We start from the raw sequence: 15379 nt of genomic DNA, 5'->3' as shown, positions 1-15379 counted from the left end.
CCGACCGAAACCGGCCCGAGGTGATCAAATCGCCGAAAGCGACACGGACATGGGAGCCGGTGCGCGAAATACCCTCGGTAGCACCGAGCGTACTCCGCCGACGGTCCGGACGGACTCCGCGTCCGGGCAACACGGCTGCCGCAGGACCGGGAGCGAGAACCCCCGTCCGGGCCGGCCGTGGTGACCGCAGCACCACCGACCTCCACCGCTGCGGGCTGCGCCGCTCGGTGCCGGACTGAAGGCACTGGCGGCCTTCAACCGGTCCGGTGACAACACCCCCCGGGCCCACAGCACCCCTGGGTGCCACGGGCCCACGGCCGGTCCGACAGACACCGTCAACGGACAGCGGTTCCCAACCCCACGCTGTCCTTCACAGCGGTGTCCATGCTGTCCATGAGCCACCCGGCCTCCGCCTCCGTGGCCGCGGGCGGTACGACCAGCAGGTCCCACCGGCCGCGGCCGGGCGCCAGCAGGCAGACGGTGGACGGGGCGTGCTGGCTGGTCGTCCGGCGCAGGCGTACCACCTGGTCGGCGACGAGCAGCCGTCCGGGGAACGGGGCCCATACGGCCTCGTCCACCAGGACGCTGCTGACGTGCCCCCAGGCGGGCGGCAGTCCGCCCAGCAGCTGGGGCAGTTCGGACGTCAGATCGGTCGAGCGGGGCCACCAGGCGCCGTCGATGCGCCGGGGCATGTGGCCCTGTGCCGGTTGGGCCAACAGGCGCAGGCGGACGGCGGACGACGACGAGAGCGGGGGCGGGGGCGGGGGAGCGAGTGTCATGAGAACTCCTGAAGGGGACACGGTCGATCGGGTTCACGCGCGGCGGGCGGCGATACGGTCCGGGGTGGGCCAGCGCACGTCCCTGACCCAGCCAAGGCGTTCGAAAAGGCGGATGACGGCGGCGGAGGGGTCGAGCTGGCCGCGGTCGACGCCGTGCCGGGCGCTGGTGGGGTCGGCGTGGTGGAGGTTGTGCCAGCTCTCTCCGAAGGAGAGCAGGGCCAGAGGCCACAAGTTGGTGGCGCGGTCGTGGCGACGGGTGCGGAACGGACGCTCGCCGATCACATGGCAGAGGGAGTTCACGCTCCAGGTGACGTGGTGGAGCAGGGCGATGCGGACAAGTCCCGCCCACAGCAGGGCGGTCAGAGCGGACGCCCAGGTGCCGCCGATCAGCCGGCCCGCGGCGAAGGGGAGGACGAGGGTGAGCACACACAGGGCCGGGAAGGCCCGGGACACGGCCCGGATGTCGCGGTCGGCGACGAGGTCGGGAGCGTAACGCGCCGCAGACGTAGGCTCGTTGCGGAACAGCCAGCCGACGTGGGCGTCCACCAGACCCCGCAACTGGCCGCGCACAGACGTGCCGTAGCGGTACGGAGAGTGCGGATCGCCTGGCCGGTCGGTGAAGGCGTGGTGGCGGCGGTGGATGGCGACCCAGCCGATCACGTCACCCTGGAAGCTCATCGACCCGGCCGTCGCGAGCGCGATGCGCAGTGGCCGTACGGCCCGGTAGCTGCCGTGGGTCAGGCCCCGGTGGAAGCCGACTGTGACGCCGAGGCCCGTGACCGTGTAGAGCACCGCGGCGAGCAGGACATCGACAGGATGGATCAGGCGCCCCCACAGCAACCAGCCGGCCAGGCCGAGTGCCAGGAACGGCAGGAAGACGATCAACGCCGTGATCGTCAGGGACAGCCGCTCGTTGCCGGTGCGCTCGCAAGTCGTTCCGCCGCGCGGGAAAGGTGCCCTCCCGTCGTACTCCAGGAGCGGCGGGGCACTTTCCGGCTGAGCGGCGGACGGGGGACGGAGAGACTGGAAAGACATGGGCGGTCCTTGACCTCGGTGACGACAGTGCGGCCGGGGTCTCGGGCTGCGCCTCTTCGACGGCGGGTGGGTGGGTGCGATCGGCGGGCGGTCCGCTGAAGTCGAGCCAGGAGCGGAGCGGACCCGCGGCGTGCGAGGCGTCCGCTGTGAGGTGCAGTCGCGTCCCCGTTCCCGAGGGGCCCGCAACGCTGCTCGTCACCGGCGAAAGGCGACCGGAGAGCGTCCGCGACGCGCCGAACCGCTTCAAAGTCCGCGGCGACCATGCGGACCTCCACCCGGCCCTGCCCGCTCGTGCGCGGCCTCGAAACGGGGTGGGCGCTGCGCGGCTTCGGATGTCATGGGGCGGAACCTGCCCGGACCTGGGCGGCCCGTATCTCTCTTGCGACGAGGACGAGGCCTGTGCGATCACCGGCGTACGACGTGCCCTCGACGTTGTCAGCGTACTCCTGCCGGTACGACGGCCGCGGCAGCGAGCAGGAGAAGAAGTACGGTGAAGACACCGAGGGCATTTCGCACACCGGCTTCCACGCCGGGTCGTTCCCGGCGAAAGGTGAAACCCGGGCCGCAACTCCAGGGGCAGCCCGGAGACGGGTTCTCATCATGACCGCGGCCTTCGAAGCAACCCTGCCGCGGCTCGCACCCGTCGCAGCCCCTCCCGCCCGTCTCGTACTGAAGGCCGACGTCCCCTCCCGTGGGCTCCTGGACGGCGCCTGGTGGCCGCGCTCCCGCGACCTGCTGCGCGAACTGCCCGCGCTGACTGATGCGTTGGACAGCCGGTGGGGCCGCATCACCCATGTCGCCGTCAACCCCGAGCACTGGCCGGTCATCCCGCACAAGGTGCCCGTCAGCGGCCATGTCGCTCGATGGTTACAGCCGGGCTGCGGCCCACCGCAGGGCACCGAGGAGATGCGCCCTGAAGTCCGGGTCGGCGTAGGTCTCGGGCGCGTGGCCGAGTGCGGTGTAGAAGACGCGCCCGCGGCCGTGGTGCCGGTACCAGACCAGGGGGTGATCGGCACCCATGCCGCCGCCCGTGTAGGTCGTTTCGTCCACGGTGGCCAGCACCGTGACGTCACGCGGCGGCGTCCTGAAGTCGTACCACTCGTCGGTCCAGTGCCACCGCCGCGGCAGGTGTGCGGTGGCGGGGTGGGAGCCGTCGACCGTGAGGACGGCCGGCTGCACCGGCGGGTGCCCGGCGAACCGGGCGCCGAGGAGGTCGCCGTAGGCGGGCCACTCGTACTCGGTGCAGGCGGCGGAGTGGACCCCCAGGAATCCGCCGCCGCCCGCGACATGGTCCAGCAGCGCCGACCGGCCCGGTGCGTCGAGGACTTCGCCGCTGGTCGACAGGAACACGACGGCGTCGTACCCGTCCAAGGAGCGCAGGGGCTCCTCGGTGGCGTGCACGTCGAAGCCGTGTGCGGCGCCCAGTTCGCGGAAGGCGGCCACACCGGCGGGTATGGACGCGTGCCGGTAGGCGGCGGTCGCCGTGTACACGAGGATCTGGCTGGCGGACATACGTGCTCCAGTGCGAGGAAGGGACTCAGCGGCGGGTGAGGGACACCCGGCAGCGCAGGACGTGCTCGCCGGGATCGAGTACGCCGCGCAGGGTCGGCAGGGCTGTGCGCGGGTGCAGGAGGTGCGAGCCCGGCAGCGGCAGTACGACGACGCCTTCGCGCTGTGCCGCGTCGGCGGCGAGGCAGACGATCTCGCTGACGGCGGTGTCGGCCGTCGCCCGGGCCAGGCCGGGGCGCTCGGTGACGTTGTGGGGTGTCGCCCCGAGGCCCGTCTTCGGGACGGAGAAGGCGCCTTCGGCCGTGTGCAGTCGGCGTCCGGTGGTGATGCGGTGCTCGCGCAGATGCCCGCCGTCGGTGTGCCGGAGCCGGGTCTCGACGGTCACGTCCGGCCAGGGCCGCCAGCGCACGACGAGCGTCTCGCCGTCGATCCGGGACTCTCCGGCGGAGCGTGTGCGCCAGCGTTCGCCGTCGTCGGACAGGGCCAGCGCGCTGTCGAAACCCCCTTGCTCCAGGGAGGGTTCGCCGGTGGGCACGTTGAAGCCGGCGAGTGTGGAGTAGGCGAACTTCGCGTACTTGGCGGTCCCGCCGCGAGGGTTCCAGGCGGGCGCGTTCTGCCCGGCGAGCGCGACGACGTCCCCCGCCGCGTCCCGCGCGAGGATCATCGCCGCGGCCGGCTGGCTACTGATCCCCGGCGGCAGGTCCGGCACGGACTGCGCCGTCCAGAACGGATGGTCCTCGGCCGCGGCGAGGCTCGCGAAGACCTTCGTGCCCCAGTACGGGGAGCCGCCGGCCAGGTACTGCTCGACGACGCCGGTGTTCGGGTAGGCGTAGCCGACGGTCAGGGAGCCGTCCTCGGCGAGGACCGGCCGCTGCCACCACCAGGCGAGGTTGCGCTGGGCCAGCGTGCGTGCGGTGCTCCAGCCGACGGCGGGCTGGTCCGCCGCGGCGAGCGCCGACCAGAAGGCGCCCTGCGCGAAGCGGTATCCGAGGCTGCGTCCGAAGGGCAGGGCGGCTCCGTCGGCGGCGAACCAGTGCGCGAACTGCCCGGCGAACTCGGCGGCACGCTGCCGGTAGCGCCGGCCGCGCTCCTCGTCGACCGCTTTCAGCGAGGCCAGCAGCAGCCCGTAGAAGTGGAAGCCGAACGGGACGTAGTGGTCGCGCGAGCCGGGCCGCTCCGGCGTGCCGGGCCCGTCGGCGTACCACCCGTCGGACAGGGCGAAGTCCTCGATACGGTCCAGATGCGCGGCCGCCCGTGTCTCGTCCACCGGCACGCCCACCGAGCGCAGTCCGACGGCGGCGAGGACCGGGAAGAAGCACCAGTTGTTGTCCCACGGTGTCGCCGACGCCGCCGCCGAGAGCCAGTCGGCGAGATGCTGCCGCTGCCGTTCGGTGAGCGGGTCCCAGAGCTGGTGCCGCGCGACGGCGAGCGCGTAGCCGACGGCGGCGGATTCGACGAGGCGCTGGTCCATGTCGGCGGGCCGGCCGACGTACCACGGGTGTTCGGGGTCGACGGCGCGGGTCAGCGCGTGGCGCACCTCCTCCCACTGCCGGTCCGCGCCGGACAGGCCCCCGGAGGCGTGCGCGGCGAGTCCCCACAGGGGGCGGGCGACGAGCTCGAACCAGACCGCCTGAGGATCGCTCATGCTCGCGTGCACCGGCATACGTCCGGGGCCGGCGGCCGCCGTGCGCGTGGCGGGTGCGGCGAGGGCGAGCAGTGCGTCGGCCCAGCCCTCCCGGGTGGTGGGGGCTGGGCCGAAGAGCTGTGACGGGGTGGGCATGGCCGTCATCGTAGAGATCGACTGCGGGGTGTGCAATCGGTTTCATCTGTTTCCTGGAACCGGACTCACCCGGTGATGACCTGCAAGAACGGCTGGTTCGCCGAGCTGCTCCGGCCGGCCAGGAGAACGGCGACACCGGCCGCGCTCTCGGCGAGGGCCACGGTCGCCGTGCCGTCGCCCGCGTACTGGGTCCGGACGTGACCGGTGACCTCGATCGGGATCCAGTCCTTGGCGCTGCCGATCGCGCCGGAGGACAGCGCGTCGCCGAGCGCCGGCTGGTTGTTCCAGGTCAGGCCGGTCTCCGTCCAGCTGTCGCTGCTCACCGCGTATCCGGTGAGGGTGGCCTGGGTGCCGGTCGAGTCGGAGGTGGCCCCGTACACCCACAGCACCGCGCGTGTGGGGGTGCCCGCCAGGGCGGAGACGTCGAACTTGAGGAAGGACCGACGGTGGTAGCCGGTGCTCGCGTTCTTGACGACCAGGTCGGTGGTGCTGCCGTAGTTGGTGTCGGCGTAGGAGCCGTCGCGGACGTAGGCGTCGGCGGTGGGGGCGAGTTTGGTGTACGCGCCGGCGGTGACAGTCGTGCCGGAGCCGAACGTGATCGTGCGCGAGGCGCCCTGGGCGCCGCCGACCTCCACGACCAGGGTGAGGGGATCGAGGTCGATGACGCTGACGCCGTCGTCCGCGGCAGCCGTGGTGTATCCGCTGCGGTCGATGGTCACGGTGACGGTCGCGGCGGCGCGGGTGGGGTCGGCGACGCTGACCGACAGCGTGCCGCCGGACTCCCGCACGAGGACGGAGCACGGGGCCGAGACGGTGATCGGGCCCGCGCTGCCGGCGGCGAAGAAGTTGGCGGCGGTCACGCCGGTGGCGGTGTCCGTGACCGCCTGCACGGAGGAGGTGTTGGCCACGACGGTGACCGTCGGGGCGGCGGCGCGGGCGGCGGTCACGCTGGGCGTGGCGCCGGGCAGGAGGACGTAGCTGTAGGAGGCGCCGCTGGGGTCGGTGCCGTGGTCGACCCACAGGGTCACGTAACGGCGGGTCAGGGATGTCGTGGAGCTCTCGGTGTTGATGTCGCTCCAAGCGCCGGTGCGGGCCTCGCGCAGCGCCTTCACGGTCGCGCCGCCGGGGAAGACGTAGCCACCGACCCCGGTGATCGACGCCCAGGAGGCGTTGGTGAAGCTGCCGGACCAGCCCAGCGTGGTCGACTGGGCGGTGCCGTCGACGGTCAGCGCGTTGGAGGCGGTGGAGCCGAGGTTGCGGTTGTCGACGGTGGTCTCGACCGTGTATCCGTCGGTGGCGGTGATCCCGGCGCCGAGGCAGACGACCTGTTCGTCGAGGCAGAACCAGGACTTCTTGGCTGCCAGCGTGGAGCCGAGGCCGCGGGTGTCCTGGCCGAGTGCGCTGTACGTCCCGTCGGTGGCGCCGCCCGCCCAGACGGCCCCCGTGGGCGGGGCGGGCCGGGGGGTTCCCTGTCCGTCCGTCAGCGGGATGCGGGAGACGGTGGTGCCGGGCAGGCGGTAGGGGTCGACGGTCGGCCAATAGGCGTCGGAGTACTGGCCGTTGCCGTAGGTGCCGCCCCACCAGTAGGTCATCCCGGAGCCGGTGTGCCAGCCGCGCAGGTTCTCGCCGTTGATGCACTCGTAGAACGCGGTTCTCGCGGAGCACATGGAGACGGCGAGGGCCCAGGCGGCGCGGCGGTGGGTGGCCCGGTCCATGCTGCCGAAGACCCGGGAGGCGACCGGTTCGGCGGTCGCGGTGATCGAGGTGTCGTCGAGGACGGACTTGCCGAGGGCCAGCACGGGCAGCGTCTGGTAGGAGTCCTCCAGGAACGGGGCCCAGTAGTCGCGCTCCAGCCAGCCCTTGGCCATCGCCTTCCAGGTGGCGGCCTCGTCGGCCGAGGCGGCGTCCGCCAGCATCAGGATGCTGCCGACGATGAGATGGCCGCGTACGTGGTCGTCCTGCTGGATGCCCAGCGGGTTGTCCACGGTCTTGACGCCGCGGCTGATCGCCCGACCGGACACGCCGTCCATCATCAGCCCGTTGAACAGGAACGGGGCGAAGGCGCCGGTGACGGCGTCGAGGACGAGCTGCCGGTTGTCGTCGGTCACCTCCCAGGTCGATCCCGCGAGGAGCGAGAACAGCCCGGCCAGTCCGCTGATCAGGACGGAGCCGTAGGACCCCGTGTAGGGCACGTTGGTGTGCTGGATGAACGATCCGTCGGCGTAGAGTCCGTCGCCGCTGCGGACCAGCGGGAACACGGCGGAGAGACCGGCGACACCCGTGGCGATCTTCGCCGAGCTCTTGGCGAGGATGCCGCGCAGGATGAGCACGCGGCACAGGTCGACCCGGTTGGCTCCGGTGCTCACCCCGCTGTAGGAGGCGACCGCGGAGTCCGGCACGAAGGCGTCGATCGCCGCGAGGTAGTGGGCGAGTTGGGTGCTGCTGAGCTCGGCGTATACCAGGCAGCCGATGTCGAGCGAGAGCCGCGAGGCGCCGATCTGCCAGTCCCACCAGTTGTCGTAGGTGGTGGTCGTCGGCGTGTACGCGGTCGCGTACATCCAGTCCAGGCCGGTCAGCACTGCGGCTAGCAGGTCGGCGTCCCCTGTCAGCCCGGTGCCGTCGAAGGCCCATGCCTGGGCCATCCACTTCAGGCGTACGTAGCTGGAGGTGACGTTGGCGCTGACCGCGCCGATCGGCAGGTCGTCCCAGAGCGAGGCGGTCGACGGGTTCATGTCGGACAGAAAGCCGGACGCGGTGCTGCCCGTGAGGGTGAGCAGGGTGGCGAACGGTTCCTGCGTGGCGTCGTAGCCGGTGCCCAGCAGGGTTTTGTCGATCCAGCGCAGGCGAAGGGTGTCGTATGCGTCGGCGGCGAAGGCGGGCCGTGAGCCGATCACGGCCACGCCCAGGGTGGCACCGGCCGTGGTGGTGGCGAGGCGTAGCAGCTGTCGGCGAGTGAGCATGGGGGATCCCCTCTGTAGGTGGGGCAGTTGGGCGGGGACGGTAAACCGGTTTCATACGACGAGACAAGACCTCGGGTCCAACTCGCTCTGAACTCACAGCTTTCCCATCAGCAAGAGTTCATTTCTGCCAAGAAGCCCTTGACGGAACGCATCCACGCTCAATAGCTTGACGGCCACCTCGCATGAAACCGGTTGCACGCAATGAAGCAACCATCACCCAAACCCCAAGGAGCAGTGAATCGGTGAGCCGTCGCATGACCGTCGCGATCGCGATGCAGCCAGAGGTCGCCGCCCTCGCCCTCACCGAAGAGCTCATCGCTCGGCTCGACAAGAACGCGCAGGTCCAGCCCGATGTCATCGTCGACTTCACGGACCCGGCCGCCCGCCGGAACCTGGCGGACGCGGACGTGCTGCTCACCGGCTGGGGCTGCCCGCTCGTCGACGACGCCGTCCTCGACGCGGCACCCCGGCTGCGCGCGATCGTGCACGCCGCGGGATCGGTGAAACACCACCTCACCCCCGAGGTCTGGCAGCGAGGGATCCTCGTTTCCTCGGCGGCCTCCGCCAACGCCCTCCCCGTCGCGCAGTACACCGTCGGCGCGATCCTGCTCGCCGGCAAGCGCGCGTTCCGGCTGGCCCGCGACTACACACGCGGCCAGTACAAGAACAGGCTCGCCGGCGACACCGGCAACCATGAACGCGTCGTCGGGATCGTCGGCGCCTCCCGCACCGGACGTCTCGTCCTGGAGCTGCTCGCCCCGCACGGCTTCCAACTGCTGGTCAGCGACCCGACCCTGGACGCGCACGGGGCGGCCGGACTGCATCCGGCCGCACAGGTGGAGCTGGTCGACCTGGACGACCTGCTGCGCCGCAGCGACATCGTCAGCCTGCACGCCCCGGCCCTGCCCGAGACCCACCACCTGCTCGACGACCGCCGGCTCGCCCTGCTGCGCGACGGTGCCGTCCTGATCAACACCGCCCGCGGACAACTGATCGACACCGAGGCGCTGCTACGGCACTGCGCGGACGGCCGGATCGACGCCGTCCTGGACGTCACCGACCCCGAGCCGCTGCCCGCCGGACACCCGCTGCTGTCCCTGCCCAACGTCACGGTCACGCCCCATGTGGCCGGGGCGATGGGCACCGAGATACGCCGGCTCGGCGAGTTCGCCGTCACCGAGATCGAACGCCTCACCGCCGACGAGCCCCTGCACGGGCGCATCCGCGCCGACCAGTTGGCGCAGCTCGCCTGAGCAAGTCCTCCCCGTACCGCCTCCGGCCCTGCTCGCCCGAGCGGGTCCTCCCGTACAGCCCCTTGGCCTCGCGCCTGAGCAGGCCCTCCCCTACCCGCCCCCCTTCGCACAGCGAACCCCGCCGCACAAAGGAGCACCCGTGAACACCCAGCCCCCGAAGTTCTCCAGACGATCTCTGCTGAGGGCCACGGCGGTCGCCGCCTTCGCCGTGTCCGGCTCCGGCCTGCTGGCCGCCTGTGCCTCCGCCGACGGTGACACCGACGCCGGCTCGGCCAAGGGCAAGGCCAGCGCCACCAACCCGTTCGGCATCGACGAGAGCGCCGCGCTGGACGTCGTCGTCTTCAAGGGCGGTTACAGCGACGACTACGCCAAGTTCGACGAGAAGCTGTACGCCAAGAAGTACCCGAAGGCGAAGATCAGCCACTCCGGCATCACCGAGGTCCAGACCGAGCTTCAGCCGCGGTTCGTCGCCGGCAATCCGCCGGACGTCATCGACAACAGCGGCGCCAAGAAGATCGCGATGGGCACGCTCGTCGCCGACGGCCAACTGGCCGAGCTGGCCGACCTGTTGAAGGCCCCCTCGGCCGACGACCAGGACACCACCGTCGCGGACACGATCCTGCCGGGCGCGCTGGACGCGGCCACGTTCGACGGCAAGGTGATGGGCCTTCCGTACGTCTTCACCGTCAACGGCTTCTGGTACTCCCAGACGCTGTTCGACAAGCACGGCTGGACCTGGCCGACCACCTGGGACGGCCTGACCGAGCTGGCCGCCAAGATCAAGAAGGCGGGCATCGCCCCGTTCGCGTACGGCGGCACGACGGCGCCCGACTACTTCTTCAGCCCGCTCATGGCACTCGCGGCCAAGCAGGGCGGCGTCGACGTGATCAAGGCGATCGACAACCTGGAAGCCGACGCGTGGCACGCCGCACCGGTCAAGGCCGCCGCCGCGGCGATCGCGGGGCTGGCCTCGTCCGGGTACTTCCTCAAGGGCAGCGAGGGCCTGGACCACACCCAGGCGCAGACCGCGTGGGTCCAGGGCAAGGCCGCGCTGTACCACTCCGGTTCGTTCATCGAGAACGAGATGAAGGCGATCACCCCGGACGGGTTCGACATGGTCTTCGGCCCGGTCCCCCCGCTCTCGGCGGACGGTGCCCTGCCGCAGAGCGCGCTGCACGCCACCGCCGGGGAGATCTACGTCGTCCCGGCCAAGGCCAAGAACGTCCGCGGCGGCAAGGAGTTCCTGCGGACCATGCTCTCCAAGAAGGCCGCGTCCAACTTCACCGAAACGACCCATGCCCTCACCGTCGTCAAGGGGGCCACCGGCGACAAGGACTTCGGTTCCACCGCGCTCGGCTCGGTGCTGAAGGCCGTCACCGCGGCCGGGGACGACCTGTTCGCCTTCCGGTTCACCACCTGGTACGCCGACCTGCTCACCACGCTGAAGTCCGAGATCGCCAACCTGCTCGCCGGGCGCATCGACGCGAGTGAGTTCCTCGCCAAGATGCAGGCCAAGGCAGACGCCGTCGCCGCCGACTCCTCCATCACGAAGTTCAAGATCTAAGGCCTGTCCGGCCGTTCACGCCGCAGCAACAGAGGATCCGCCGCTCCCGACCCACCGGGGCGGCGGACCCTGCCTTCCCCTTTCCCGGAGTCGATCGTGAACCACGGAAAAACCCGCATCGTCCTTCTCTTCCTGGTGGTGCCGCTCACCTTGTACGGGGTGCTGGTGGTCTCCCCCTACGCACAGGCGTTCTCGATCTCGCTGACCAGCTGGTCCGGGTTCACCGCCGACAAGCCCTTCGTCGGGCTCGACAACTTCCAACGCCTCTTCCAGGACCCGGTCTTCTGGCGGGCCCTGGGCCACAACGGGCTGCTCCTGCTGGTGGTTCCGCTGGTCACGATCGTGCTGGGGCTGTTCTTCGCCGCCATGCTCAACGTGGGCGGCTCGGGCGGCAAGGTGGCGGGAGTCCGGGGCTCGGCCCTCTACCGCCGGGTCTACTTCCTTCCGCACATCCTCCCCGTGGTGATCACGGCGATCCTGTGGCAGTTCATCTACAACCCGCAGATCGGGCTGCTCAACGGCGGACTGGACGCGATCGGGCTGGGCGGACTGGCCCACACCTGGCTCGGCGACCCGGCCGTCGCCCTGTGGTCGCTGATCGCGGTGATGGTCTGGGCCGGTGTCGGTTTCTACGTCGTGCTGTTCAGCGCCGCGATGCAGTCCATCCCGAAGGACATCTTCGAGGCCGCCGACCTGGACGGTGCCGGACGCTTCCAGACGCTGACCCGCATCACCCTGCCGCTGCTGCGGGAGACCGTCCAGGTCGCCTGGATCTACCTGGGCATCCACGCGCTCGACGCGTTCGCGCTGTTCATGGTTCTCACGCCCACCGGCGGCCCGGACAACTCCACCCTGGTGCTCTCCCAGTACCTGTACCTGTCCGCGTTCGGGAACGGCAAGTTCGGCTACGCCACGGCGATCGGCGTGATGCTGTGCCTGCTCAGCCTGCTGCTGACGGCGTTCACCTTCCGCGGCTCCCGCGGCAAGAACACGATCGAGTTCTGAGGCCCACCACCATGAAGACTTCGTCTTATCCCACGCACACGGCCACGAGCCTGCCGCGCCCCGCCGCGCACCAAGAGCACGATCGGGTCCCGGAGCCCGCCACACGGCCAACTCAGCGGCGCATCAAGCGCGTTGGCGCTCACGCGGCCACCGGAGCCACCCACGCCCTGCTCGTCTTCTGGGCCCTGCTGGCCACCGTGCCCCTGCTCTGGGCCCTGATCAGCGCGTTCAAGGACAATCGGGAGCTGTTCGGCAATCCCTGGCAGCTGCCCAGCACCTGGCACGCCGACAACTTCGCCCGCGCCTGGTCCAGGGCGAGCATCGGGGACTACTTCGTCAACACCCTGATCGTCGTGTTCGGTTCGCTGGTCCTCACGATGATCCTGGGCTCCATGGTCGCCTACGTGCTGGCCCGGTTCACCTTCCCCGGATGCCGGCTCATCTACTTCGCGTTCGTCGCCGGAATGGCGTTTCCCGTCGTACTGGCCCTGGTCCCGCTCTTCTTCGTCGTCAAGAACCTCGGCCTGCTCGGCAGCTACCACGGCATGATCCTCGTCTACACGGCGTACGCGCTGCCGTTCACCGTCTTCTTCCTGACCAGCTTCTTCCGCACACTGCCCACGGCGGTGGCCGAGGCCGCCCTCATCGACGGCGCGTCGCAGGAGGCCATCTTCTTCCGGATCATGCTGCCCATGGCCAAGCCGGGCCTGCTGTCGGTCGGCATCTTCAACTTCCTCGGCATGTGGAACCAGTACCTGCTGCCGGTCGCGCTCAACTCCGACCGCGACAAGTACGTGCTGTCGCAGGGCCTGGCGAACCTGGCCAGCCAGCAGGGCTACGAGGCGGACTGGAGTGCCCTGTTCGCCGGACTCGTCATCGCGGCGGTCCCCGTGATCGGCCTCTATCTCGTACTCCAGCGACGCATCCAGGCCGGTCTGACCGTGGGGATGCTCAAGTGAGCCCGTCGTCCCCGGAGGAAACAGACAGGCAACCGTATACTTCACGCATGCACGACCCCCAGGACGGGCCTCCGAGAGCCGCGACCATCCGCGACGTCGCCGCAAGAGCAGGAGTCTCCCCAGCGACCGTCTCCCGGGTGCTGACCGGCAGCCGCCCGGTGTCCTCCGCGGCGCAGGCACGCATCCAGCGGGCCATCAAAGACCTGGACTACGTGGTCAACGCCCAGGCGCGTGCTCTGTCTGCCCCGCACTCGCGCACCGTGGCGATCCTGCTTCCGGCGCTGTCCTGGCAGTTCCACAACCGGGTGGCCAGCGGCATCGAACAGCAGGCCATCAACGAGGACCGGCTCTGCGTCGTCTGTTCCACCAGAAGCAACCCGGACCGGGAGATCGCGCTGCTGGAGACGCTGCGCCAGCACAACACCGAGGCGGTCGTGCTCATCGGCGGGACGGTCGTGACCCCCCACTACGCCGAGCGCATCGCCCGCTTCGCCCGGGTCCTCGACGCCAGCGGCTCCAGGCTGGTGCTCTGCGGTCGCCCCGCCCCGGAGCCCGACCTGCCGATCACGGTCGTGAACTACGACCACGAGGGCGGCGCCCACGCGGCCGTCAGCCACCTGCTGTCCCTTGGCCACCGGAGCATCGCCCTCCTCGGCGGCACGCCCCACCACACCACGACCGACCTGCGCGTCGCCGGCTACCGCCGCGCGCACGAGGACCACGGCATCACTCCCGACCCGGGACTCCTCCACCTCGGAGGAACCGACCGGACCTTCGGCTACACGACCGTGCGCTCCCATCTGGCCGCCGGACGCCTGCCATACACCGCGGCCTTCTGTTTCGACGACTATCTCGCGGCCGGCGCCATGGCCGCCGCCCGTGAGGGAGGTCTGTCCCTTCCGGACGACCTGTCGCTCATCGGCTACAACGACGAGCCGATCTGCGCCGACCTGTACCCGCCGCTGAACTCGGTGCACGTTCCCTTCGACGAACTGGGCCGCACCGCGGTGCGGATGGCCCTGCACCGCGACGATCCGATGTACAGCGACCAGGACATCATGCTGGGCACGCACCTCGTCATGCGCCAGAGCGTGCGCTCGGCCCGCGCGAGACCATAGGCAGGCATGTACGTCCCTGGAGTCGCCGGCCGCCGGTCGGTGCCGGTGCCGGTGCCGGTGCACCAGCGGAGCCGGCTCGGACGGCTCGCTTCGGCTTGTCAGAGGTCGCCGGGGGCGCCGAGGCCGGTGAGGGCGCCGACCGGGTCGAGGTCGGGGGTGCCTCGGGGCCACCAGTCGTCGTGGCCCGGTTCGGACTCGTAGGCGTACCAGAGGCCGTTGTGGCCGAGGCGGAGTTGGGCGTGGCCCCGGGGGTGGGTGAGCTGGTTGCGCCAGGGACGGAAGGCGGGGAGGTCGGCGGCGAGGAGGAGCGGGCGGGCCCGGTCGAAACGGCCCGCCGGTGGATCCCAGGGGTCTTCGAGGACGCTGAGCGCCTCGAATCCGCCCTGCCGCCACGCGGCGACCGCCCGCGCCAGGTCGGCCGGGGTACGCCCGGTCGCCGAGGCCAGCGAGGAGTACAGCGCGCGAGTGGCGGCGGTGAGGCCGGAACCCGGTCGGGCGGCGGCCAGGCGCACCGCGTCCTGCCAGAGCGTCAGCTCGGCGACCGGATCGCGGCCGGCGGTGAGCAGCGCATGCGCGCGGACAGCCGCGTCCGTGGCCAACTGGTCCAGCGCGAACGGGTCCGGGCCGCCCGGCGCGCCCGGGTAGGTCGTCGGCTGCTCGGGATGCGCGGGCGGCGGCAACGGCGCCGGGAGGGGTGGCAGCGTCCGCCGGGCGACGGCATCGCGAGCCCGAACGCCGGGGAGGGGCGCCGGTTCCTGCTCCTGGGCGGCGCGGGCCGCGCGGGCGGCGTTGCGGCGGGACAGCGCGTCCAGCAGCTCGCGTTCACCGCGGCCGCGCAACAGGAGCAGCACGAAGGGGTCTTCGTCCAGCAGACGTGCCATCTGGTAGCAGAGGGCGGCCGCGTGCTTGCAGGGGTGGCCGAAGTCGGGGCAGCTGCAGTGCGGTTCGAGCTCGCCGGGGCCGGGGAGCAGCGCGACCCCGCACTCCGCGAGCGACTTGGGCATCTCCTTGTCGAGCAGCGCGGCGATGTGCCCCGGCCGCTCGGCGGCCGCGTCCAGGAAACGGTCCCAGTCGCCGTCGGACAACGTGCGCACGCTGACCTGCACGCGATACGGCCGCGGCCGGCTCCCGTGCACATACGCGAGCACCAGCCCCGGGGTGACCGTGATGGCGTCGACGTACCCGTGCCCGGCGTACGCCCGCCCGCGCGCCAGCCGCGCCGCGTCCAACGCCCCCTCCTCCAAGGCCGTCACCCATGCGTTCCCCCACCACGTCTCCGCGAAGGCGTCGGCGTCCGACACCCGCGCGGGGAAGGCGGGGAACGTACGGCGCAACTCCCCGTCACGTCCGGGGGATGCCATGGACCGAGGGAGGCGGCCCGCTGGGGGCGCGATCCGGGGCTCTGACCCGGGGCTCG

The 15379-nt window shown here is 71.0% G+C and carries 10 protein-coding genes and 2 pseudogenes; 6 read left to right on the top strand and 6 right to left on the bottom strand.

Translation table 11 applies throughout. From position 1 onward, the window contains the following. Positions 1-335 precede the first annotated feature (335 nt). Positions 336-779: a DUF5994 family protein gene (locus tag OG975_RS38490; protein ID WP_406334117.1), complete on the bottom strand. Its 444-nt coding sequence runs from the start codon at positions 777-779 to the stop codon at positions 336-338. A 33-nt stretch (positions 780-812) separates the two neighbouring features. Then, a complete protein-coding gene (locus OG975_RS38485; RefSeq protein ID WP_406334116.1) occupies positions 813-1814 on the bottom strand; it encodes an acyl-CoA desaturase in 1002 nt (333 codons plus the stop codon). A 600-nt stretch (positions 1815-2414) separates the two neighbouring features. Here OG975_RS38485 and OG975_RS38480 point away from each other — a divergent pair. Beyond that, a pseudogene (locus tag OG975_RS38480) lies at positions 2415-2678 on the top strand (DUF5994 family protein); the annotation flags it as partial. Between the two features lie 3 nt (positions 2679-2681). Here the strand turns inward: OG975_RS38480 and OG975_RS38475 are convergent. From OG975_RS38475 to OG975_RS38465, 3 genes are all read right to left on the bottom strand, one after another. After that, positions 2682-3326: a ThuA domain-containing protein gene (locus OG975_RS38475; protein ID WP_406334114.1), complete on the bottom strand. Its 645-nt coding sequence runs from the start codon at positions 3324-3326 to the stop codon at positions 2682-2684. Positions 3327-3351: 25 nt separating this feature from the next. Beyond that, positions 3352-5103 (bottom strand): DUF2264 domain-containing protein, encoded by a 1752-nt coding sequence (locus OG975_RS38470; RefSeq protein WP_406334113.1) that lies wholly within the window; start codon positions 5101-5103, stop codon positions 3352-3354. Positions 5104-5168: 65 nt separating this feature from the next. Continuing rightward, positions 5169-8063 (bottom strand): polysaccharide lyase family 8 super-sandwich domain-containing protein, encoded by a 2895-nt coding sequence (locus OG975_RS38465; protein WP_406334112.1) that lies wholly within the window; start codon positions 8061-8063, stop codon positions 5169-5171. 242 nt (positions 8064-8305) lie between these two features. On the opposite strand from OG975_RS38465, the gene OG975_RS38460 reads away from it, so the two are divergent. The 5 genes from OG975_RS38460 (at position 8306) to OG975_RS38440 (ending at position 13962) form a co-directional block, all read left to right on the top strand. After that, positions 8306-9316 (top strand): hydroxyacid dehydrogenase, encoded by a 1011-nt coding sequence (locus OG975_RS38460; protein ID WP_406334111.1) that lies wholly within the window; start codon positions 8306-8308, stop codon positions 9314-9316. 139 nt (positions 9317-9455) lie between these two features. Then, complete coding sequence (gene ngcE, locus OG975_RS38455; RefSeq protein ID WP_406334110.1) at positions 9456-10880, top strand: N-acetylglucosamine/diacetylchitobiose ABC transporter substrate-binding protein; 1425 nt, start codon at positions 9456-9458, stop codon at positions 10878-10880. A gap of 96 nt (positions 10881-10976) precedes the next feature. Then, positions 10977-11885: a carbohydrate ABC transporter permease gene (locus tag OG975_RS38450; RefSeq protein WP_406334108.1), complete on the top strand. Its 909-nt coding sequence runs from the start codon at positions 10977-10979 to the stop codon at positions 11883-11885. An 11-nt stretch (positions 11886-11896) separates the two neighbouring features. Beyond that, positions 11897-12844 carry a carbohydrate ABC transporter permease gene (locus tag OG975_RS38445; protein WP_406334106.1) on the top strand — a complete coding sequence of 316 codons (948 nt, stop codon included), beginning with the start codon at positions 11897-11899 and terminating at the stop codon, positions 12842-12844. 47 nt (positions 12845-12891) lie between these two features. After that, the gene (locus OG975_RS38440; RefSeq protein ID WP_406334104.1) at positions 12892-13962 is read left to right on the top strand and encodes a LacI family DNA-binding transcriptional regulator; all 1071 of its coding nucleotides are present in this window, start codon (positions 12892-12894) and stop codon (positions 13960-13962) included. Positions 13963-14060: 98 nt separating this feature from the next. Here the strand turns inward: OG975_RS38440 and OG975_RS38435 are convergent. Beyond that, positions 14061-15350: pseudogene (locus tag OG975_RS38435) on the bottom strand (SWIM zinc finger family protein); the annotation flags it as partial. Positions 15351-15379: the final 29 nt, after the last annotated feature.

Origin of the sequence: Streptomyces sp. NBC_00203, assembly GCF_045206325.1 — a bacterium.
Lineage (GTDB): Bacteria > Actinomycetota > Actinomycetes > Streptomycetales > Streptomycetaceae > Streptomyces > Streptomyces lutosisoli.
This window is presented reverse-complemented; position numbering and strand designations above follow the sequence as displayed.

Bases quoted from the DNA above. Each gene is read 5' to 3' on its own strand.
- OG975_RS38465 (WP_406334112.1), bottom strand. From the start codon at position 8,063: ATGCTCACTCGCCGACAGCTGCTACGCCTCGCCACCACCACGGCCGGT.
- OG975_RS38470 (WP_406334113.1), bottom strand. From the start codon at position 5,103: ATGCCCACCCCGTCACAGCTCTTCGGCCCAGCCCCCACCACCCGGGAG.
- OG975_RS38485 (WP_406334116.1), bottom strand. From the start codon at position 1,814: ATGTCTTTCCAGTCTCTCCGTCCCCCGTCCGCCGCTCAGCCGGAAAGT.
- OG975_RS38475 (WP_406334114.1), bottom strand. From the start codon at position 3,326: ATGTCCGCCAGCCAGATCCTCGTGTACACGGCGACCGCCGCCTACCGG.
- OG975_RS38440 (WP_406334104.1), top strand. From the start codon at position 12,892: ATGCACGACCCCCAGGACGGGCCTCCGAGAGCCGCGACCATCCGCGAC.
- OG975_RS38445 (WP_406334106.1), top strand. From the start codon at position 11,897: ATGAAGACTTCGTCTTATCCCACGCACACGGCCACGAGCCTGCCGCGC.
- OG975_RS38490 (WP_406334117.1), bottom strand. From the start codon at position 779: ATGACACTCGCTCCCCCGCCCCCGCCCCCGCTCTCGTCGTCGTCCGCC.